This is a genomic window from Streptomyces sp. DH41 (assembly GCF_029813785.1).
In the GTDB taxonomy this organism is placed as follows: domain Bacteria; phylum Actinomycetota; class Actinomycetes; order Streptomycetales; family Streptomycetaceae; genus Streptomyces.
This window is the reverse complement of record NZ_JARVKY010000027.1, coordinates 1-16,267: the sequence shown is the minus strand read 5'-3', so window position 1 is coordinate 16,267 and position 16,267 is coordinate 1. Positions and strand designations below refer to the sequence as shown.

Annotated in this window: 11 protein-coding genes; 5 read left to right on the top strand and 6 right to left on the bottom strand. The window is 72.6% G+C overall.

Annotated elements, in window-relative coordinates:
• The first annotated feature begins 16 nt into the window (after nt 1-16).
• Both QC283_RS32735 and QC283_RS32730 read left to right on the top strand, forming a co-directional pair.
• The gene (locus tag QC283_RS32735) at nt 17-1,420 is read left to right on the top strand and encodes a glycosyltransferase (protein ID WP_279565382.1); all 1,404 of its coding nucleotides are present in this window, start codon (nt 17-19) and stop codon (nt 1,418-1,420) included.
• 137 nt (nt 1,421-1,557) lie between these two features.
• Nucleotides 1,558-2,313 (top strand): polysaccharide deacetylase family protein, encoded by a 756-nt coding sequence (locus QC283_RS32730; protein WP_279565381.1) that lies wholly within the window; start codon nt 1,558-1,560, stop codon nt 2,311-2,313.
• Between the two features lie 67 nt (nt 2,314-2,380).
• Here the strand turns inward: QC283_RS32730 and QC283_RS32725 are convergent, their stop codons facing one another.
• From QC283_RS32725 to QC283_RS32705, 5 genes are all read right to left on the bottom strand, one after another.
• Nucleotides 2,381-3,520 (bottom strand): glycosyl hydrolase, encoded by a 1,140-nt coding sequence (locus QC283_RS32725; RefSeq protein ID WP_279565380.1) that lies wholly within the window; start codon nt 3,518-3,520, stop codon nt 2,381-2,383.
• The gene (locus QC283_RS32720; RefSeq protein ID WP_279565379.1) at nt 3,517-3,969 is read right to left on the bottom strand and encodes a hypothetical protein; all 453 of its coding nucleotides are present in this window, start codon (nt 3,967-3,969) and stop codon (nt 3,517-3,519) included. Before QC283_RS32720 ends, QC283_RS32725 begins: the two co-directional genes overlap by 4 nt.
• Nucleotides 3,970-4,134: 165 nt before the next feature.
• Nucleotides 4,135-5,985: a glycosyltransferase gene (locus tag QC283_RS32715; protein ID WP_279565378.1), complete on the bottom strand. Its 1,851-nt coding sequence runs from the start codon at nt 5,983-5,985 to the stop codon at nt 4,135-4,137.
• A 558-nt stretch (nt 5,986-6,543) separates the two neighbouring features.
• Nucleotides 6,544-9,132, bottom strand: coding sequence for a lipopolysaccharide biosynthesis protein (locus QC283_RS32710; protein WP_279565377.1), 2,589 nt, complete (start codon nt 9,130-9,132; stop codon nt 6,544-6,546).
• Nucleotides 9,125-10,417 carry a DegT/DnrJ/EryC1/StrS family aminotransferase gene (locus tag QC283_RS32705; protein ID WP_279565376.1) on the bottom strand — a complete coding sequence of 431 codons (1,293 nt, stop codon included), beginning with the start codon at nt 10,415-10,417 and terminating at the stop codon, nt 9,125-9,127. Before QC283_RS32705 ends, QC283_RS32710 begins: the two co-directional genes overlap by 8 nt.
• A gap of 403 nt (nt 10,418-10,820) precedes the next feature.
• Here QC283_RS32705 and fahA point away from each other — a divergent pair, with 403 nt between their 5' ends.
• Both fahA and QC283_RS32695 read left to right on the top strand, forming a co-directional pair.
• Nucleotides 10,821-12,053 (top strand): fumarylacetoacetase, encoded by a 1,233-nt coding sequence (fahA, locus tag QC283_RS32700; protein ID WP_279565375.1) that lies wholly within the window; start codon nt 10,821-10,823, stop codon nt 12,051-12,053.
• A 338-nt stretch (nt 12,054-12,391) separates the two neighbouring features.
• Nucleotides 12,392-13,330: a M56 family metallopeptidase gene (locus QC283_RS32695; RefSeq protein WP_279565374.1), complete on the top strand. Its 939-nt coding sequence runs from the start codon at nt 12,392-12,394 to the stop codon at nt 13,328-13,330.
• A gap of 66 nt (nt 13,331-13,396) precedes the next feature.
• On the opposite strand, the gene recQ is transcribed toward QC283_RS32695, so the two are convergent.
• The gene (recQ, locus tag QC283_RS32690; protein ID WP_443032724.1) at nt 13,397-15,418 is read right to left on the bottom strand and encodes a DNA helicase RecQ; all 2,022 of its coding nucleotides are present in this window, start codon (nt 15,416-15,418) and stop codon (nt 13,397-13,399) included.
• 210 nt (nt 15,419-15,628) lie between these two features.
• On the opposite strand from recQ, the gene QC283_RS32685 reads away from it, so the two are divergent.
• On the top strand, nt 15,629-16,228 hold the full coding sequence (locus QC283_RS32685; RefSeq protein ID WP_279565372.1) for a Uma2 family endonuclease: 600 nt from the start codon (nt 15,629-15,631) through the stop codon (nt 16,226-16,228).
• The last annotated feature ends 39 nt before the right edge of the window (nt 16,229-16,267 follow it).

The following is a 16,267-nucleotide window of genomic DNA, read 5'->3' as shown; positions in this document are numbered from 1 at the left end:
ACGAGGGGGTGGGCGTATGACCGGCGTATGGCGTGTGCGGCAGGAGACACGGCGGGAGATAGAGGGTTTCCTGAGCATCGGCCCGGTGCAGGTCGCCGAGCTGGACCTCGACGCCGAGGAGGCCGAGGAGGCCGAGGAGGCCGAGGAGGCGAAGCGCGCTGGAGGTGCGGAGGAGGCGAAGGGCGCGGAGCTGAGACCGGGGCCGGGCAGTCCGCCGGTGACGTCCGGGGCGGTCTTCGTCCTGGTCAGGCGGGCGGGGCGGCCCATCGGCACGGTGCTCGGGCGGGTGCCCGAGGGCGCGGATCCCACCGAGGTGCTGGCCGGGCTCGCCCGGAAGCTGCCGGGTGGGGAGCCGCCCGAGCCCTTGCCCCGGCCGCCGTCCACCAGTGTCGTGGTCGCCACCCGGGAGCGGGCGGACCAGCTCGCCCGCGCGCTGGACTCGCTGCTCGCGCAGGACCACCCGGACTTCGAGATCGTCGTCGTCGACAACGCGCCCGTCACCGGCGAGACCCGTGAGCTGGTCGAGCGGAAGTACGGCGAGCGGGTGCGGTACGTGTGCGAACCGGTCCCGGGACTCGCGATCGCGCACAACCGGGGGCTCGCGGCCGTGCGGGGCGAGGTGATCGCCTTCACCGACGACGACGTGGTCGCCGACCCGCGCTGGCTCACCGAGCTGACCGCGCCCTTCGCCACCGACCCGCGCCTGGGCTGCGCCACGGGACTGATCCTGCCCGCGCGGCTGCGCACCCCGGCCCAGGTACTGCTGGAGAGCCACGGCGGTTTCGCGAAGGGCTTCACCCCCCGGACGTACGACCCGACGGAACCGCCCGCGGACGAGCCGCTGTTCCCGTTCACCGCGGGCCGGTTCGGCTCGGGCGCCAACATGGCCTTCCGTACGTCGGCGCTGCGGGCGGCCGGCGGCTTCGACCCGGCGACCGGCGCGGGCACGCCCGCGCGGGGCGGCGACGACCTCTACGGCTTCGTCCGCGTCCTCGCCCAGGGACAGCGGCTGCGCTACACCCCGCACGCACTGGTCTGGCACCACCACCGGGAGACCTGGCGGGACCTGGAGACCCAGGCCTACGGCTACGGCGCGGGCCTCACCGCCTACCTCACGGCGATCCTGGTGAACCGGCCGGCGCTGCTGCCGGCCTTCCTCGTCCGGCTGCCGGGGGGGCTGGCGCACGCACGCGGGCTGACCGCCGTACGCGCCACCGCCGTACCCGCCACAACCGGTGACGGTGGCGATGTCACCGACGGCACGGGACCGGCGATGGGCGTGCCGGGCGGGCACGACTCGCGTACCCATCCCTGGCCGCGGCGCCTGTCCCGTCTGCAGCGCCGAGGCATGCTCTACGGCCCCGTCGGCTATCTGCGCGCCCGCCGCGCCCTGCGTACGGTCGGCCTGGAGGTGCGATGAACGAGGCCCACGCACCGAGAGCGACCGGGGCCGGGGCCGGGACGCCGCGGGCGGCCAACGCCCCGAAAGCGACCGGGGCTCGGGAGGGCGCACCGGTGGCGGGCGGGCACATACCCGTCTTCCTCTATCACGCGGTGATGGACGATCCCCCCGCGTGGATCGCCGAGTTCACCGTCACGCCGAAGGAATTCGCCGCCCATCTGGACGCGATCGTCGACAGCGGGATGACACCGGTCACGATCAGCGTGCTCGCCGACCATCTCGCCGGGCGGGCGGCGCTGCCGTCCCGGCCCGTGCTGCTCACCTTCGACGACGGCTTCGCCGACCTGCCCGGCCCCACGGCGGAGGCGCTGGCCGTGCGCTCGCTGCCCGCCACCGCCTACCTCACCACCGGGGCCATCGCTCCGGGCGGGCGCAGTCTGCTGCCGCCCGCCCCGATGATGACCCTGGACGAGGCGGCGGAGCTGGAACGTTCCGGCATGGAGATCGGCAGCCACACCGTCACCCATGCCCAGCTCGACACGCTGTCCGCCAGAGGCCTGGCGTACGAACTGCGCACGTCCAAGGCCGTGCTGGAGGACGCCCTCGGGCATCCGGTCCGCCACCTCGCCTACCCGCACGGCTACAACAGCGCGAAGGTGCGGACGCTGTCGGCCCGCGCCGGGTACGAGACGGCGACCGCCGTGCGGCACGCGCTCAGCTCGGACCGCGACGAGCGGTACCGCATCGCCCGGCTCATCGTGCGGCGCAGCCACACGGTCGCCGACGTCGAGGCGTGGCTGGCGGGTGGGGGCGCCCGGATCGCCCCCTACCGTGACGGGCCGAAGACCGTCGTGTGGCGGTGGTACCGGCGGGGGCGGGCCATGGTCCGCGGGCCCGAGTTCGCCGGGTAGTCAGCGGGGGCGTGCCATGGCCCGGGACCCGAGTCCGCCGGGTAGCCGACGGGGTGGCGGGCCCCGGTCACTTCACCGGCTGGTTGAGGTGGGGGTCGGCGGCCACCTCCCGCAGGCTGGCCCATGACCGGTCGCCCGCCACGGCGAGATCGCAGTGCGGTCCCGGGTCGCGGTAGTTCCACTGGAGGGCGGCCTTGACGCCCTCCAGGTCCTTGAGCACCCCGGGCACCTGCGCGTACCAGTCCGCCTGCCGGTCGGGCCGCTTCGGGTCGGACGCGCTGCCGAACTCCGAGAGCATCAGGGGCTTGTCGTCGGAGAGGTTGGCGCGGATCCAGTCGTGGGTGGCGTGCTGGGTCTGGGCGAAGGTGAGCCAGTCCGTCTTGTGGCAGAGGTAGTAGTTGTACTGGTTGTAGCCGATCCAGTCGACGTACTCGTCCCCCGGATACATGCTCTTGAACAGGTCGGCGTGGTCCAGGTAGCCGGTGATGATCCACGTCCATACGACGTTGTCGACGCCCAGCTCGCGGAACCGGTCGTGGATGTGCCGGTAGGCCCGGACGTAGTCGGCCGGGGTGCCGTTGTCCGGTGTACGGGTGTCCATCTCCAGGTCGAAGGAGAGGAACACCTTCTTCCCCGTGCGCTGCCCGTACTCCTTGATGCGCCGCGCCTGGACGTCGATCACGGAGTCGTCCAGGTCACCGGCGGCTATCTGCTTCCAGGTGGGCTGCTGCCGCTTGGTCCCGCCCCACCACTTGCTCTCCCAGGAGAGCAGCAGCATGCGGTCCTCGCCGACGCGCTGTTCCTGCTCGGTGAGCAGCTGGCCCTCCAGGCGGGTCTCCGTGACCGCCGACATGTCGTGGTACGTGTACACGATGTCCAGCCTGCGCTCGACGTTCTTCTCGTACGCGAGCACCTTCTCGGCCAGGTCGGACTTGTCGTGCGGCACGAAGGCGCCGAACCACGCGCCGCAGGGTGGTTCGAGGAGCTCGGTCGGGCGGCACTTCGCGTCGTCGGCCGGGTCGGCCGGCCCGGAGGCGTCGCGCAGGGCGAGCACCGCGACCAGGACCGCACACGTGGCCGTGACGGATGTGATCAGCAGACGGCGGCGGCCCGGGCGCCCGGTCCCCCTGGGCTCCTTGGGCCTGCGGTGCTGTCCGGTCGTCGTCGAGTCCCCGGTCGTGCGGCGAGCGGGACGGGCGAACTTCACAGAGTGGAACCCTTCCGTGTCCTCGGCGCCGCCCCCGGCGCCGTCCTGGCCGTCGGGGAGGCACGCAGGCGCGGGCAGAACGCGGCGAGCGTGGTCAGCAGGGTGAGCGTCAGCAGGACCCGGTCCCCGCTGAAGGCGTGCGCGGCTATCAGCACCGTGGCGACGAGCATCGCGGCGCTCACACTCAGCAGGACGGCCAGCATCAGCCGTTCCAGCAGGTCGGAGTGGCGTTCGAAGTCCGCCTCGCGACGCCCGACAGGGGCCTGCGCACGGCGGGCCCGCAGCGCGGGGCCGCAGATTCTCACCAGGGCGGCGCCCGGGCCGACGGCCAGGAAGGCGGCGACCGCCGCGCCGCGCAACGGTGAGCCGCCGGGCAGGGCGAGCGCGGCGAGCGCCAGCCAGCCGCCGAACGGGGGCAGCATACGGATCACGAGATCCTGGGGTGTCATGGCGTCCAGCGGTGCGCTGACGCCCGTCGATGTCCTGACGTCCGGCGATGTCCTGACGTCCGGCGATGTCCTGACGTCCGGCGATGTCCTGACGTCCGGCGATGTTCTGGCGTCCGGTGACGCCTTGGCGTCCTGCGGTTTCATGGTCTGCCCCCGCTCCCCTTCTCAGCTCGCCGGTTTCAGGACGTAGAGCACGCCTGCGCTGTTCTGAGCCACGCGCTCGAACAGCGGTGAGTTCGTGACGGACTCCCGCACGCGTCTCAACTGCGACGTGTTCAGCTGGCCGTTCATCTCCGAGTTGGCCACCTGCCCCTGGGTGAGCAGGAAGTAGGCACGGGCCGGAGCTTCCACGCCGGCCATGTCACGGGCGAGGACGGCTGCCGGATCGCGGACGATCTCGTCGACGTGGTGCCGGGCGTCGTCGAGGAACCAGTAGTGGTCGACTCTCCAGTACTGCTCGTAGGCGAGCGGATAGTTCCGGTTGGCGGCGACGACCAGGGAGTCGTCGGGTGCCTGGTCGAAGAGCTGCTGTACCAGGGCCACTTCCGAGGACGGGAAGTAGTTGATGCGGTCCTTGCCCGAGTAGCTCGGCACGAACGCGAGGGTCCCGGCGAGCAGCACGAGCGGCGGCACCCACGCGCCGTACCGCAGCGGGGGCAACGAGGGCAGTGGGAAGCGTCGGCGCCGTGCGGTGGAGGTGGTGCTGGTCGGCGATCGACCGTCCTTCTCCCACGCGGCGGCGTCGGCGGCGTCGGCGGCCAGCGTGCGGACCTTCGGCAGCAGCGCGGCGGCGGCGAAGAAGGCCGCGCCCGGCAGCGTGAACATCAGGACCCGGAAGATCATCTCGCTGCCGTAGCTGCTCGCCACGAACATCGGCAGCGGCGCCGCCGCGACCAGCAGCAGCGGCAGTGCCCGGTGCCTCAGCACCCGCTGGCGCAGTACGCCGGCCAGCGCGAGCAGCAGTACGGAACCCGAGAGCAGCCGGGCCGCCCACGAGGTCATCACCGCGCCGGTGCCGGTCGGGGTGGCCCCGTACCCGGTCTCGACGTTGGCTCCGACGTCGCCGACGGAACGGATCATGTCCGGCATGGCGGCGGAGAGGAAGGGGAGCGCGGCCGTGAGGCACCAGGCCAGGAAGATCACGACCGTCGTGACCGCCGGGACCCAGTGACGGTAGCGGCGTGTGAAGGCCAGCGCGACGAGCGTGACGACGAGCATGCCGGGGGTCAGCTGGTGCGAGAGGACTATGGCGGTGACCAGCACGCTGAGCAGTACGGTCCACACCGCCTGCCCCTGCCGTCCGCCCCGCCCACCGGTACGGCCGTAGCGGCGCAGTACGACCGCGATGACGCCCAGGTGCAGGGCGAAGGCGACGGACTGCGGGGAGAAGTAGTCCTGGCCCACCCAGTTGGCGACGCAGAACAGCCACACGGCGGTCCAGATCAGTCGCCGGTCCTCGGTGAAGGTCCGGTAGATCAGCAGCAGCGGGAGCAGCAGCATCAGACTGGAGACCAACGGCCACCAGGCCATGTACATCGCGGCGTTGTCCACGCCCAGCAGCCGTACCAGCGCGGCCTGGGCGGCGAAGAAGCCGGGCCACTGGTCGTAGACGGCCATGTCGCCGAGCTGGTCCGCGGTCTGGAGTCCGCCGGACGTCAGGAGATGGTCGATGACCGCGTCGTGCTTCCACGCCCACGCGTAGAGCGGGGTCGAGTAGAGGACGGCCTGGGTGGCCCGCTCCATCACCAGCAGGCCCAGCACGTAAGCGAGCGACCAGGCGCCCCGGCGGCGCGGGTTGCGAACGGTGAACCAGAAGCCCGCGGTGAGCACGGCGAGGCCGGCCCAGAAGGTGGGATGCAGCGCGCTGACCAGGCCGAAGTCGTCCAGGGCGGACACGTCGGTGTGGCGCGTCGCATAGGCCCACAGGGCGAGCGCGACGAGCAGGGGCACGGCCGGCCAGGCGGCGGCGGCGCGGGCCGGCCAGGCGGCTGGGGTGAGGTCGGACAGATCCGTCACGGGCGGCTCGGCGGCGGAGCCGCGGGGCTCCGGGTCAGGGGGCTGGTGGGCGTGTGCGGTGGTCTCCCGGACCGGCCGGGCGGACGCTTCCTCCGAGGTCGCCGTTGCCGACTCCTGCGAAGTGCGGGGGGTCGGCTCCTGCGATGTGCTGGGACTCGGCTCCTGAGAAGTGCGAGGGCTCGGCTCCTGCGAGGCGCGGGTGGGCGGGATCTTCTCCTGCGCGTGGGCGCGCTCGTGGCCGGGTTCGTGGGCGCGCTCGTGGCCGGTTTCGTGGCCGACGTCGACGCCATGATCGGGTCCGTGTCCAGGCCCGGGTCCAGGCCCGGGTCCGGGTCCAGGTCCGTGTCCGGGCCCGGCGTCGTGTTCGGGACCGCGCGCGAGGGTTTCCCCGGTGTCCGGCGCGTCCGAGGGTGTCGGTGCGTCCGAAGGTGTCGGTGCGTCCGGGTTCGAGGCGTCCGGGGTTTCCTGCCCGGGTGCGGGCTCTGGTGCGGATCTCTCCCGTGGAGTTGCTGGCGGACGCACGACGGTTCCCCCCTGGCGATTCGGCTCTGTGCTTGATCAGTCCCTGGACATGCCGTTCGGTCTGGCGCGGTACGGGGGCTCCGTCAGATCCGTCCTGGAAGCCGGGCGGCGCAGTGACGGGAGCAGGACTACGAGGACGAGCAGCAGGAGGAGAGGCGGCGCGACCGGCGCGAGCTCCTGACGCCAGACCCAGCCTCCCACCGCGGCGAGATACAGAACCCCCCAGCGTCCCTGCCACGCCAGCCGGCCGCCCGCTTTCGCGAGCAGCAGCCACAGCGGCACGAGACACAGCAACTGCAGGACGAGCGGCGTCCAGCGCAGCAGTGGGCCGGGCCCGTCGAGCCCTACCGCTTCCGCGAGAAATCCGGCCGTCTCGGTATATAACGTCCCACCTACCGCCTCCGGTTCCCGACCGAGGGCGACGGGCGCCGCGTGCAGGGCGAGAACGGCGGCACCCAGCGCGGCGCCGGGCAGCCAGGGGTCGGGCGAGGCGCACAAGGTCACGGCCGCCACGAACACCACGAGCAGCAGGGCCCCCGCCACCAGCGCCGGCAGGGGCAGCCCCCGCAGCAGCTCCTGACCGGTGAGGTCGGCCCCCACCTCGGACACGCCGCCCAGCCAGGGCAGTTCACGCATCGCCACCAGGAAGACCACGGTGGCGACGCCGAGCAGCAGCCACAGGGCGGGTCTCAGACGCCGCTCGGGGATCGTCCCGATCGCGTAGTCCTCCTCGACGAACCTGCTGTCGGCACCGTCGAAACCGTGGTCGCCGTCGACACCGCCGGAGCCGCCGGCCTTGGGACCGGCGTCGTCGTCCCGGTCGCCGGCCCCGGACCTCGGACTGGAGGCGGCATCGGAGTCGGAGTCAAGGCCCGGGCTCACGTCGTCGACGTCATTCACGTCGGATTCCGCGCCGGAATCCACGCTGGAATCCACGCCGAGATTCACGCCGGAATTCACCTCGGATTCCGCGCCGGACTCCGCGTCCGGGCCGGATGCGGAACCGGGCTCGGCGTCGGGGTGCCGGGTCCGCCGGACGATCACCGCGAGGGTGTCCGCCTCCAGGGCTTCCCGCTCGTACCCCGGGCGACCGATGAACAGGGCGACCGTGTCGTCCCGTGACGCCTCGTCGGACTGCCCGCTCTCGTACGCCGCCCGCCGCGCCCAGTTCGTGCCGTACCCCGCGGTGGCGTTCAACCGTGCCCAGTGGGTGCCGTAGGAGTTGCCGGGACCGGGTTTGTGACCGCCCCGCGATCCGGTGCCACCGGACGGGCCCGAGGCCCCGGCCCCGGACCCGCGCGAACCACCGGCTTCGTCGATGCCGCGCAGGGCGGCGCGCAGGCCGGGCGCGCAGCCGACGGCGACCACCGTCATGCTTCCCAGCACGGCCCACCCGGCGCCCGCGATCCCGGCCGGGGTGAACAGCATCGCCGCGCTGCCCAGCACCAGGACGCACATGCTGCCCTGCACGGCGGCGAGCACGCCGGTACGCCCCTGGACGCGCAGCACGCCGATGTACAGCTCGACCACGATCCTCGGCAGCGCCCCGATGGCCAGCAGCCGCAGCACCGTGGAGCCGTGCTCGGCGTAGTCCGCGTCGAAGGGCGCGAGGATCTGCGGGGCGAAGGCGACCAGGAAGAGCACCACCGGCACCAGCAGCAGCGTCATGCGGCGCAGCGCCCCACGGACGCCGTCGGCGAGGCGGCGCGGGTCGTGCGAGGCGTGCGCGGTGAGGGAGGAGGCCATGTTGATGGCCATGAACTCCATCGTGCCGCCGACGGTGTACGCCACGTAGAAGTAGCCGTTCTCCGCCGCGCTGAAATTGACCGCGACCATCACCGGCAGCAGGTTGATCATCGCCAGGCTGAACACCGCGCCCAGCGAGTCCCCGGCGAGGAACCGGCCCATCTCGCGGACCTTGGGCGGCTCCACGTCGCGGTCGGCGGCGGCCTGGCGCGGGATGAGTCTGCGGAAGATCAGCCAGCCGAGGGGCAGGGTGGAGAAGGCGATGGCCACGGCCCAGGACACGAAGATGCCGAGCACCGGCATCGTGGTGGCGAAGACGGCCAGCATGATCAGCTTCCCGACCGAGAACACCGCGTTCCCGGCGGGCACCCACTCCGCCTTGCGCAACCCGGTCAGCACGCCGTCCTGAAGGGTGAGCAGCGCCCAGGCCACGCACGCCGCGACGAACAGCGCCCCCACCTCCGCGGTGCCCAGTGGAGCGTACGACGCGCCCCACAGGTCGAGGGTGAGCAGGAAGACGACGGCGGCGACGGCGACGACCACCGAACTGGCCGCGTACGCACGCCACACCAGCCACCCGGTCGCACGGCCGGCCCGCGGCACGAAACGGACCACGGCGCCGATCATCGTGGTAGCCGTGATGCTGGCGAGCAGCCGCATGGCGGCGATGGCGGCGGAGCCCTGCCCGACGGCCTCCTCCGAGTAGTAGCGGGCGGCCACGAGCCAGAAGCCCAGGCCGAGCACGGCGGAGACGCCGGTGCTGAGCATCAGGAAGTAGGCGTTCTTGAAGAGCGAGTCGCCGCCGTGCCCGCTCTTGGACGGCGTCGGGCCGCCGCCCGCGGGTGCCGCCGCGGTCTCGTGCACCTGGGTCTCAGCCACCGGTCGGAACCAGCCCTTCCGGTGCTTCGGCCGGTCGCACTCCGGACTCCTCCAGCGCGGCGACGGCCGCACGGGCGCGCAGCGGATCCACGGGCAGCGCGTGCCGCGCGAACCAGCGCGCCCCCTCCGGAGAGGGCGACGGGTCGGTGAAGGCGGCGCCCGCGTAGTCGTCCAGCGGCGGGTCGTAGAGGTAGCCGACGACGATGCCGCGCCGCGCCAGGGCACGGGCCGCCGCGTCCCGGTCAGCCACCAGCAACGGCACCCGGAACAACGGCTGAGCCGCGCCCGGCGACCGGTTCCTCGCACCCTCCCACCCGGCCGGTCTCGCCCAACGCGTCGACAGCAGCAGCTCCGTCCCCGCACGGCAGTCGGCGAGTACGCCGTCCAGCCCATCGAGCCTCCGCCCGATGCGCCCGAGCCGGAACCGGCCGGCCCGCAGCCGGTAGTCGTGCATGTCGACGCGGACCCAGGGATCATGTGCGTCGAGGGAACTGTGCGCGTCAAGGGAGTCGCGGGCATCGAGACCGGAGGCCGAGGCGGTCGCGCGGGCCAGCTCCTCGGGACGCAGCGGCATCCGGATCGCGTCCCGCTCCGTCAGGCCCAGCAGCCGCATCGTGGCCCAGGCGGCCCGCCGCAGCCTCAGCCCGCGTACGGCGGCCTCCGCGTACGGCCGTACGGCGTAGGCGAGTTCGGCCGTCGTACGGCGCGGCAGCAGCAGGTCGTCGCAGGTCTTCTCCAACACGTCCCGCAGCCCCGGGTCGGCGACCGCGAGGATGCCTCCGGCCTTGGCACCGACGTGCTTGGACAGGCTGAAAACGGAGGCGTCGCCCCAGGCGCCGACCGGCCGTCCGCCCACCTCGCTGCCGATGGCGTGTGCCGCGTCCTCGAACAGCGGGATGCCCAACGTGTCGCAGCGGGCACGCAGTCCGGGTGCCGGGTCGGGGTTGCCGTACAGGTTCGTCGTCAGTACGGCGGACAGCGAGCCCCACACCTCATCGGGCACGGCATCGATGTCGATGGACGCGTCCGACGGGTTCAACGGCGCCTGCACGGGCCGCAGTCCGGCCGCGAGCACGACGAAGAAGATGACATCGTCGTTGACCGGCGACATCAGCACCCGGCCGCCCGGCGGGCACCAGTGACGCAGTGCCGCGTACAGCCCGAAACGGCATGACGGTACGTACACGCATTCCCGGCCGAGACGGCTGCGCATGGCCTCTTCCAGCCGCTTCCTCGGCTGCGAACCATCCCGCACCGAACCCGGACCGGCCTCCCCTGTGGCCATCCGCCCCCCTGATGTGCCATCGAAGGCCCCCTCCCCGAGGCCTTCCAGCACCCGCCCAGAGTCGCCCCGTTCGCACCGCTCCGTCAAGATTGCGTACCGGCCTGTGGACAACTTCCCGCACTCAAGCGGAAGCGGAGCGCCACATCCCCGGCCGTACACGCGGGCGTACGCCGACGGCGCGGGGGCCGCCCCACCGGTCACTTTCCCCGCCTCCCGCACCGGCGCCCGGGCCACTCCACGCACGTCAGCCCGCCCGAGCGCCCCCTCCCCCGCCACGCGCCGTCACCTCCCGACGCACTGCCCAAGACCGGTATGTCACCCGTAACGTGTGGCCCGGCCACGAACCACGTGGCGCACACGGCGCGCACGGCGCATGGCGAGCACGAAAGCGAGGCAGCACCCGATGCCCCCCTTCGATGTCCCCGAGGGCGACCCCTTCGGCCCGCACAACCTTCCGTACGGCGTGTTCTCGGTCCCCGGCACGCGGGAGCGGACGGTGGGCGTCCGGCTCGGCGACCACGTCCTCGACGCCGGCGCGGCGGCCCACGCGCTCGGATCGCCGTACGCCTCCCTGCTCGCGCGGCCCACCCTGAACCCGCTGCTGGCGGCCGGCCGCACCGCCTGGTCCGACGTACGGCGCGCGCTCACGGCCTGGGTGACCGTCCCCTCCCACCGCGAGACCCTGGAACCCCTGTTCCACCCGCTGTCGTCGGTGACCCTGCACCTGCCCTTCGAGGTCGCGGACTACGTCGACTTCTACGCCTCCGAGAACCACGCCCGGAACGTCGGTCAGATCTTCCGCCCCGACGCCGCCGACTCCCTCACCCCGAACTGGAAGCACCTCCCGATCGGCTACCACGGCCGCTCCGGCACGGTCGTCGTGTCCGGCACGGACGTCGTACGGCCGTCCGGGCAGCGCAAGGCCCCGGCCGACGCCGCGCCCGTCTTCGGCCCGTCGGTCCGCCTCGACATCGAGGCGGAGGTCGGCTTCGTGGTGGGCGTGCCGTCCGCCATGGGCAGCCCGGTGGCGCTCGGTGACTTCCGCGAGCACGTCTTCGGACTCTGCCTGCTCAACGACTGGTCCGCGCGGGACGTCCAGGCCTGGGAGTACGTCCCCCTCGGCCCGTTCCTCGGCAAGTCCTTCGCCACGTCCGTGTCGGCCTGGATCACGCCGCTGGACGCCCTGGAGGAGGCGCGGGTCGCACCGCCGGAGCGCACGCACGAGCTGCTGCCCTACCTCGACGACACGGCCGGGGAGCGGGACGAACCCGGCGGCTACGACCTGCGGATCTCCGTCGCCGTCAACGGCCACGTCGTCTCCGAGCCGCCGTTCTCCACCATGTACTGGACGGCCGCCCAGCAGCTGGCCCACATGACCGTCAACGGTGCCTCGCTGCGCACCGGTGACCTCTACGGCTCCGGCACGGTGAGCGGACCGACCGAGCGGGAGCGCGGGTCCCTGCTGGAACTGACCTGGAACGGACGCGAGCCGCTGGAACTCCCCGACGGCAAGAGGACGTTCCTGGAGGACGGGGACGTGGTGACCCTGTCGGCCTGGGCGCCGGGTCCGGACGGCGTCCGGGTGGGGCTGGGCGAGGTGACCGGACGGGTCACCGGACCGCGAACCGGGCAGTAGCCTCCAGGCCCTCTGGCCCTCTGGCCCTCTGGTCCTCTGGCCCTCTGGCCCTCTGGCCCTCTGGCCCTCTGGCCCTCTGGCCCTCTGGCCCTCTGGCCCTCTGGCTCCCTGGCTCCCTGGCTCCCTGGCTCCCTGGCTCCCGCACGAACTTCCGGGGCTTCCAGGGTCGGCCCCCGCGCGCCGGATCCCAGATCCTTTCCCTTCGGGGCCTGACTCACACCGCCCGTCACCGTCATACTGGCGGCGGGCGGTGTGCGCGGCACCACGCCACCGCCGCCCCACCAGAACCGCACCACAGCCAGAGCCGCCCCTTCCGACCAGGATCCGGAGCCCGTGGCATGACCGTCTGCCTGCTCCTGCTGTTCGTCGTCGCCGTGACCGCCGCGGTACCGGTACCGCGCGCGCTGACCCGGTCCGCGTGGCCCGAACGGGATCCGGTCGTCGCCCTGTGGGTGTGGCAGTGCCTGGTCGCCACCGTCCTGCTGTGCTGCCTGACGTCTCTCGTCCTCGGCACCGCCGCCGTCTTCGGCACCGTCCGCGCCCAGCTCTTCGCGCCGGCACCGCCCGCGGTGACCGCGGCCTACAACCTCTCCGCCGGCCCGCCCTGGGCGACCGCCCTCACCCTGCTGCTGGCCGGCGGCGCCGCCTGGACGACCGCCATGCTCGCCCGCGAGCTCGTCGAGGCCCGCCGACGGCGCGCCCAGTCACGCGCCCACCTGCGCGAACGCGCCCCGGACCTGCCCGCCGGGCTCCCCGCCGCCCGCGGCCCCCTGCTGGTCCTGGAGGACGAGTACCCGGACGCCTACTGGATGCCCGGCAACCCGCCCCAGCTGATCGTCACCACCGGCGCGCTGCAGCGCCTCACCGACCATCAGGTCGATGCCGTCCTCACCCATGAGCGCGGCCACGCCCGGGCCCGCCACGACTGGCTGCTGCACCTGTCCACCGCCCTGGCCACCGGCTTCCCCCGGGTCCCTCTCTTCGCCCACTTCTGCGACCAGACCCACCGCCTGGTCGAACTCGCCGCCGACGACACCGCCTCCCGGCGCTGCGGCCACCTGACCACGGCACTGGCGCTGATCGAGCTGAACCAGCACCGCGGCGTACTGTCCTGCTCCTCCAGCCACCGTCTCCTCGGCGAACGGGTCGACCGCCTCCTCGAACCCCCGCCCCGCCTGCTGCCCCGGCACCGCGCCCTGACCACGGCGACGGCCGCCCTGGTCCCCCTCGTCCCCCTGCTGATCACCTTCGCCCCGGGTCTGACAGCCCTGGCCTAGGCGGCCGTCCCCGGTGGGACGAGCCCGGCGACCGACGCGACTCGCCGCCGCCCTCCAGCAGGTCCCCTATATCCAGTCGTCGGGCTCGGGCTCCGGCTCGGAATCCGGCCAGTCGTCCGCGTGGTCCTCACCAGGGCCGGAGCCGTCCTGCGGGCGGCCCGGTGCGGGCGCCGTGGCGGCGGTCGTCCCGTCCAGCCCGGCCAGCACCGCGAGCACGCCCTCCCCATAGGTCGCCAGCTTCTTCTCGCCGACCCCGCTGATGCCGCCGAGCTGCCCGATCGAGGTGGGCCAGGCGGTCGCGATCTCCCGGAGTGTGGCGTCGTGGAAGATGACGTACGCCGGGACGCCGTTCTCGCGGGCCTGCTCCGCGCGCCAGGCGCGCAGCGCCTCGAAGGCGGGCAGCAGTTCCTCGGGCAGTTCGGCCGCGGCGGCCTTGGGCTTGCGGTCCCCGCGTCCACCGCCTGCCGACCGGGCCGTGGCCGGCTTCTTCGGCTCCTTGCGCAGCGGCACGTCCCGCTCCCGCCGCAGCACCGCACCACTGGTCTCGGTGAGCACCAGCGTCCCGTACTCGCCCTCGACCGCGAGCAGACCCTGGGCCAGCAGCTGCCGGGCGACGCCCCGCCACTCGCCCTCGGTCAGCTCCTCGCCGATGCCGAAGACGGAGAGCTGGTCGTGGTCGAACTGGATCACTTTGGCGGTGCGCTTGCCCAGCAGGATGTCGATGATCTGCCCCGCGCCGAACTTCTGCCCGCGCTCCCGCTTCAGCCGCACCACCGTCGACAGCACCATCTGAGCCGGGACCGTGCCGTCCCAGGTCTCCGGCGGGGTGACGCAGGTGTCGCAGTTGCCGCAGCCGGCCGGGTCCGGGTCCTGCCCGAAGTAGGCGAGGAGCTGGCTACGGCGGCACTGCGCGGTCTCGCACAGCGCGAGCATCGCGTCCAGGTGGGACTGGGCCCTGCGACGGAACGCCTCGTCGCCCTCTGAGGACTGGATCATCTTGCGCTGCTGTATGACGTCGTTGAGTCCGTACGCCATCCAGGCGGTCGACGGCAGCCCGTCCCGCCCGGCGCGGCCGGTCTCCTGGTAGTAGCCCTCGACCGACTTGGGCAGGTCGAGGTGGGCGACGAACCGCACGTCCGGCTTGTCGATGCCCATGCCGAAGGCGATGGTCGCCACCACTACCAGGCCGTCCTCCCGCAGGAACCGGGACTGGTGCGCCGCGCGGGTGCCCGCGTCCAGGCCGGCGTGGTATGGCACCGCCTCGACGCCGTTGCGCGACAGGAACTCGGCGGTCTTCTCCACGGAGTTGCGCGAGAGGCAGTAGACGATGCCCGCGTCCCCGGGGTGCTCCTCGCGCAGGAAGCTCAGCAGCTGCTTCTTGGGGTCGGACTTCGGCACGATCCGGTACTGGATGTTGGGCCGGTCGAAACTCGCCACGAAGTGCCGCGCCGTCGGCATGTTCAGCCGCTCGGTGATCTCGCGGTGCGTCGCGTGCGTGGCGGTCGCGGTGAGCGCGAGCCGGGGCACGTCCGGCCAGCGCTCGCCGAGCAGTGACAGGGCGAGGTAGTCGGGCCGGAAGTCGTGGCCCCACTGGGAGACGCAGTGCGCCTCGTCGATCGCGAAGAGGGAGATCTTGCCCCGGGAGAGCAGGTCGAGAGTGCCCTCCAGGCGCAGCCGCTCGGGCGCCAGGTACAGCAGGTCCAGCTCACCGGCGAGGAACTCGGCCTCCACCACGCGCCGCTCGTCGAAGTCCTGCGTGGAGTTCATGAACCCGGCGCGCACACCGAGCGCCCGCAGCGCGTCCACCTGGTCCTGCATCAGCGCGATCAGTGGCGAGACCACGATGCCCGTGCCGGGCCGGACCAGGGACGGAATCTGGTAACACAGCGACTTGCCGCCACCGGTCGGCATGAGCACGACCGCGTCGCCGCCCGCCACCACGTGGTCGACGACCGCCTCCTGCTCGCCGCGGAAGGCCTCGTACCCGAAGACCCGGTGCAGCGTGGCCAGCGCCTCGCTGTCCACGTCCCTCACCTGTGCCGCCTGCGCAGCCTCTGCCATCTCGCCGATCACGCCCGTCCCGCCCATCGTCCCGTCCCCCGTACGTCCTGCCTCGCCCGTCCGGGCCCTTCCGTCCCGTCCGGTCTGTCCGACCCGTCTGGTCCGTCCCGTCCCGACCACTGCCTCAACGATAGGGGTCCGCGCCGACAGCATCCGAGTTATCCACAGGGCGTTACCCATCGCCCGCCGTTCCCGTTCCACAGCTCGAAGCGACAGCGGCTCCTACCGGGAGGATCCATGAGAGTGGCACCCGAGGCCTCGCCGCCTGACTGGCCGGTCCCTCCCGACGGTGGCTGGAACGCCGACGATCTCGACCTCCTCCCCGATCTGCCCCCGCACACCCAGCTGATCGATGCCGGGCTTGTCTTCGCGTGCCCGCAGTCCGTCTTTCACGAGCGGGCGACATCCTTCTTCGGGCGGCAGCTTTCCGGGGCCGCGCCACAGGGGCTCGACGTCCTGTGCAGGTTCACCGTCGACGTGGACCGCCAGAACAGGGTCGAGCCGGACGTGCTGGTGCTGCGGGAGCAAGCGCTGACGGGCCCCGACCAGACCCGCGTCCCGGCGGCAGCCGTCGTGCTGGCCGTGGAGGTCGTCTCGCCGGACTCCGTCTCCCGCGACCGTGAGACCAAGCCCGCGAAATACGCCCGAGTGGGCATCGCCCACTACTGGCGCGTGGAGAGCGAGAAGGGCCTCGCGGCGGTACACGCCTTCGAACTGGAGCCCACCACCCGTGCCTACGCCGGCGTCGGCATCTTCCGCGAGCGCATGAAGGTGAGCGCGCCCTTCCCGATGGACCTGGACCTGACCGCCATCAAGGCCCGCCCCAGCGCCGAGTAGCCCCCGCACACACGGCAGCGGCCCGGCATCCCCGAGAGG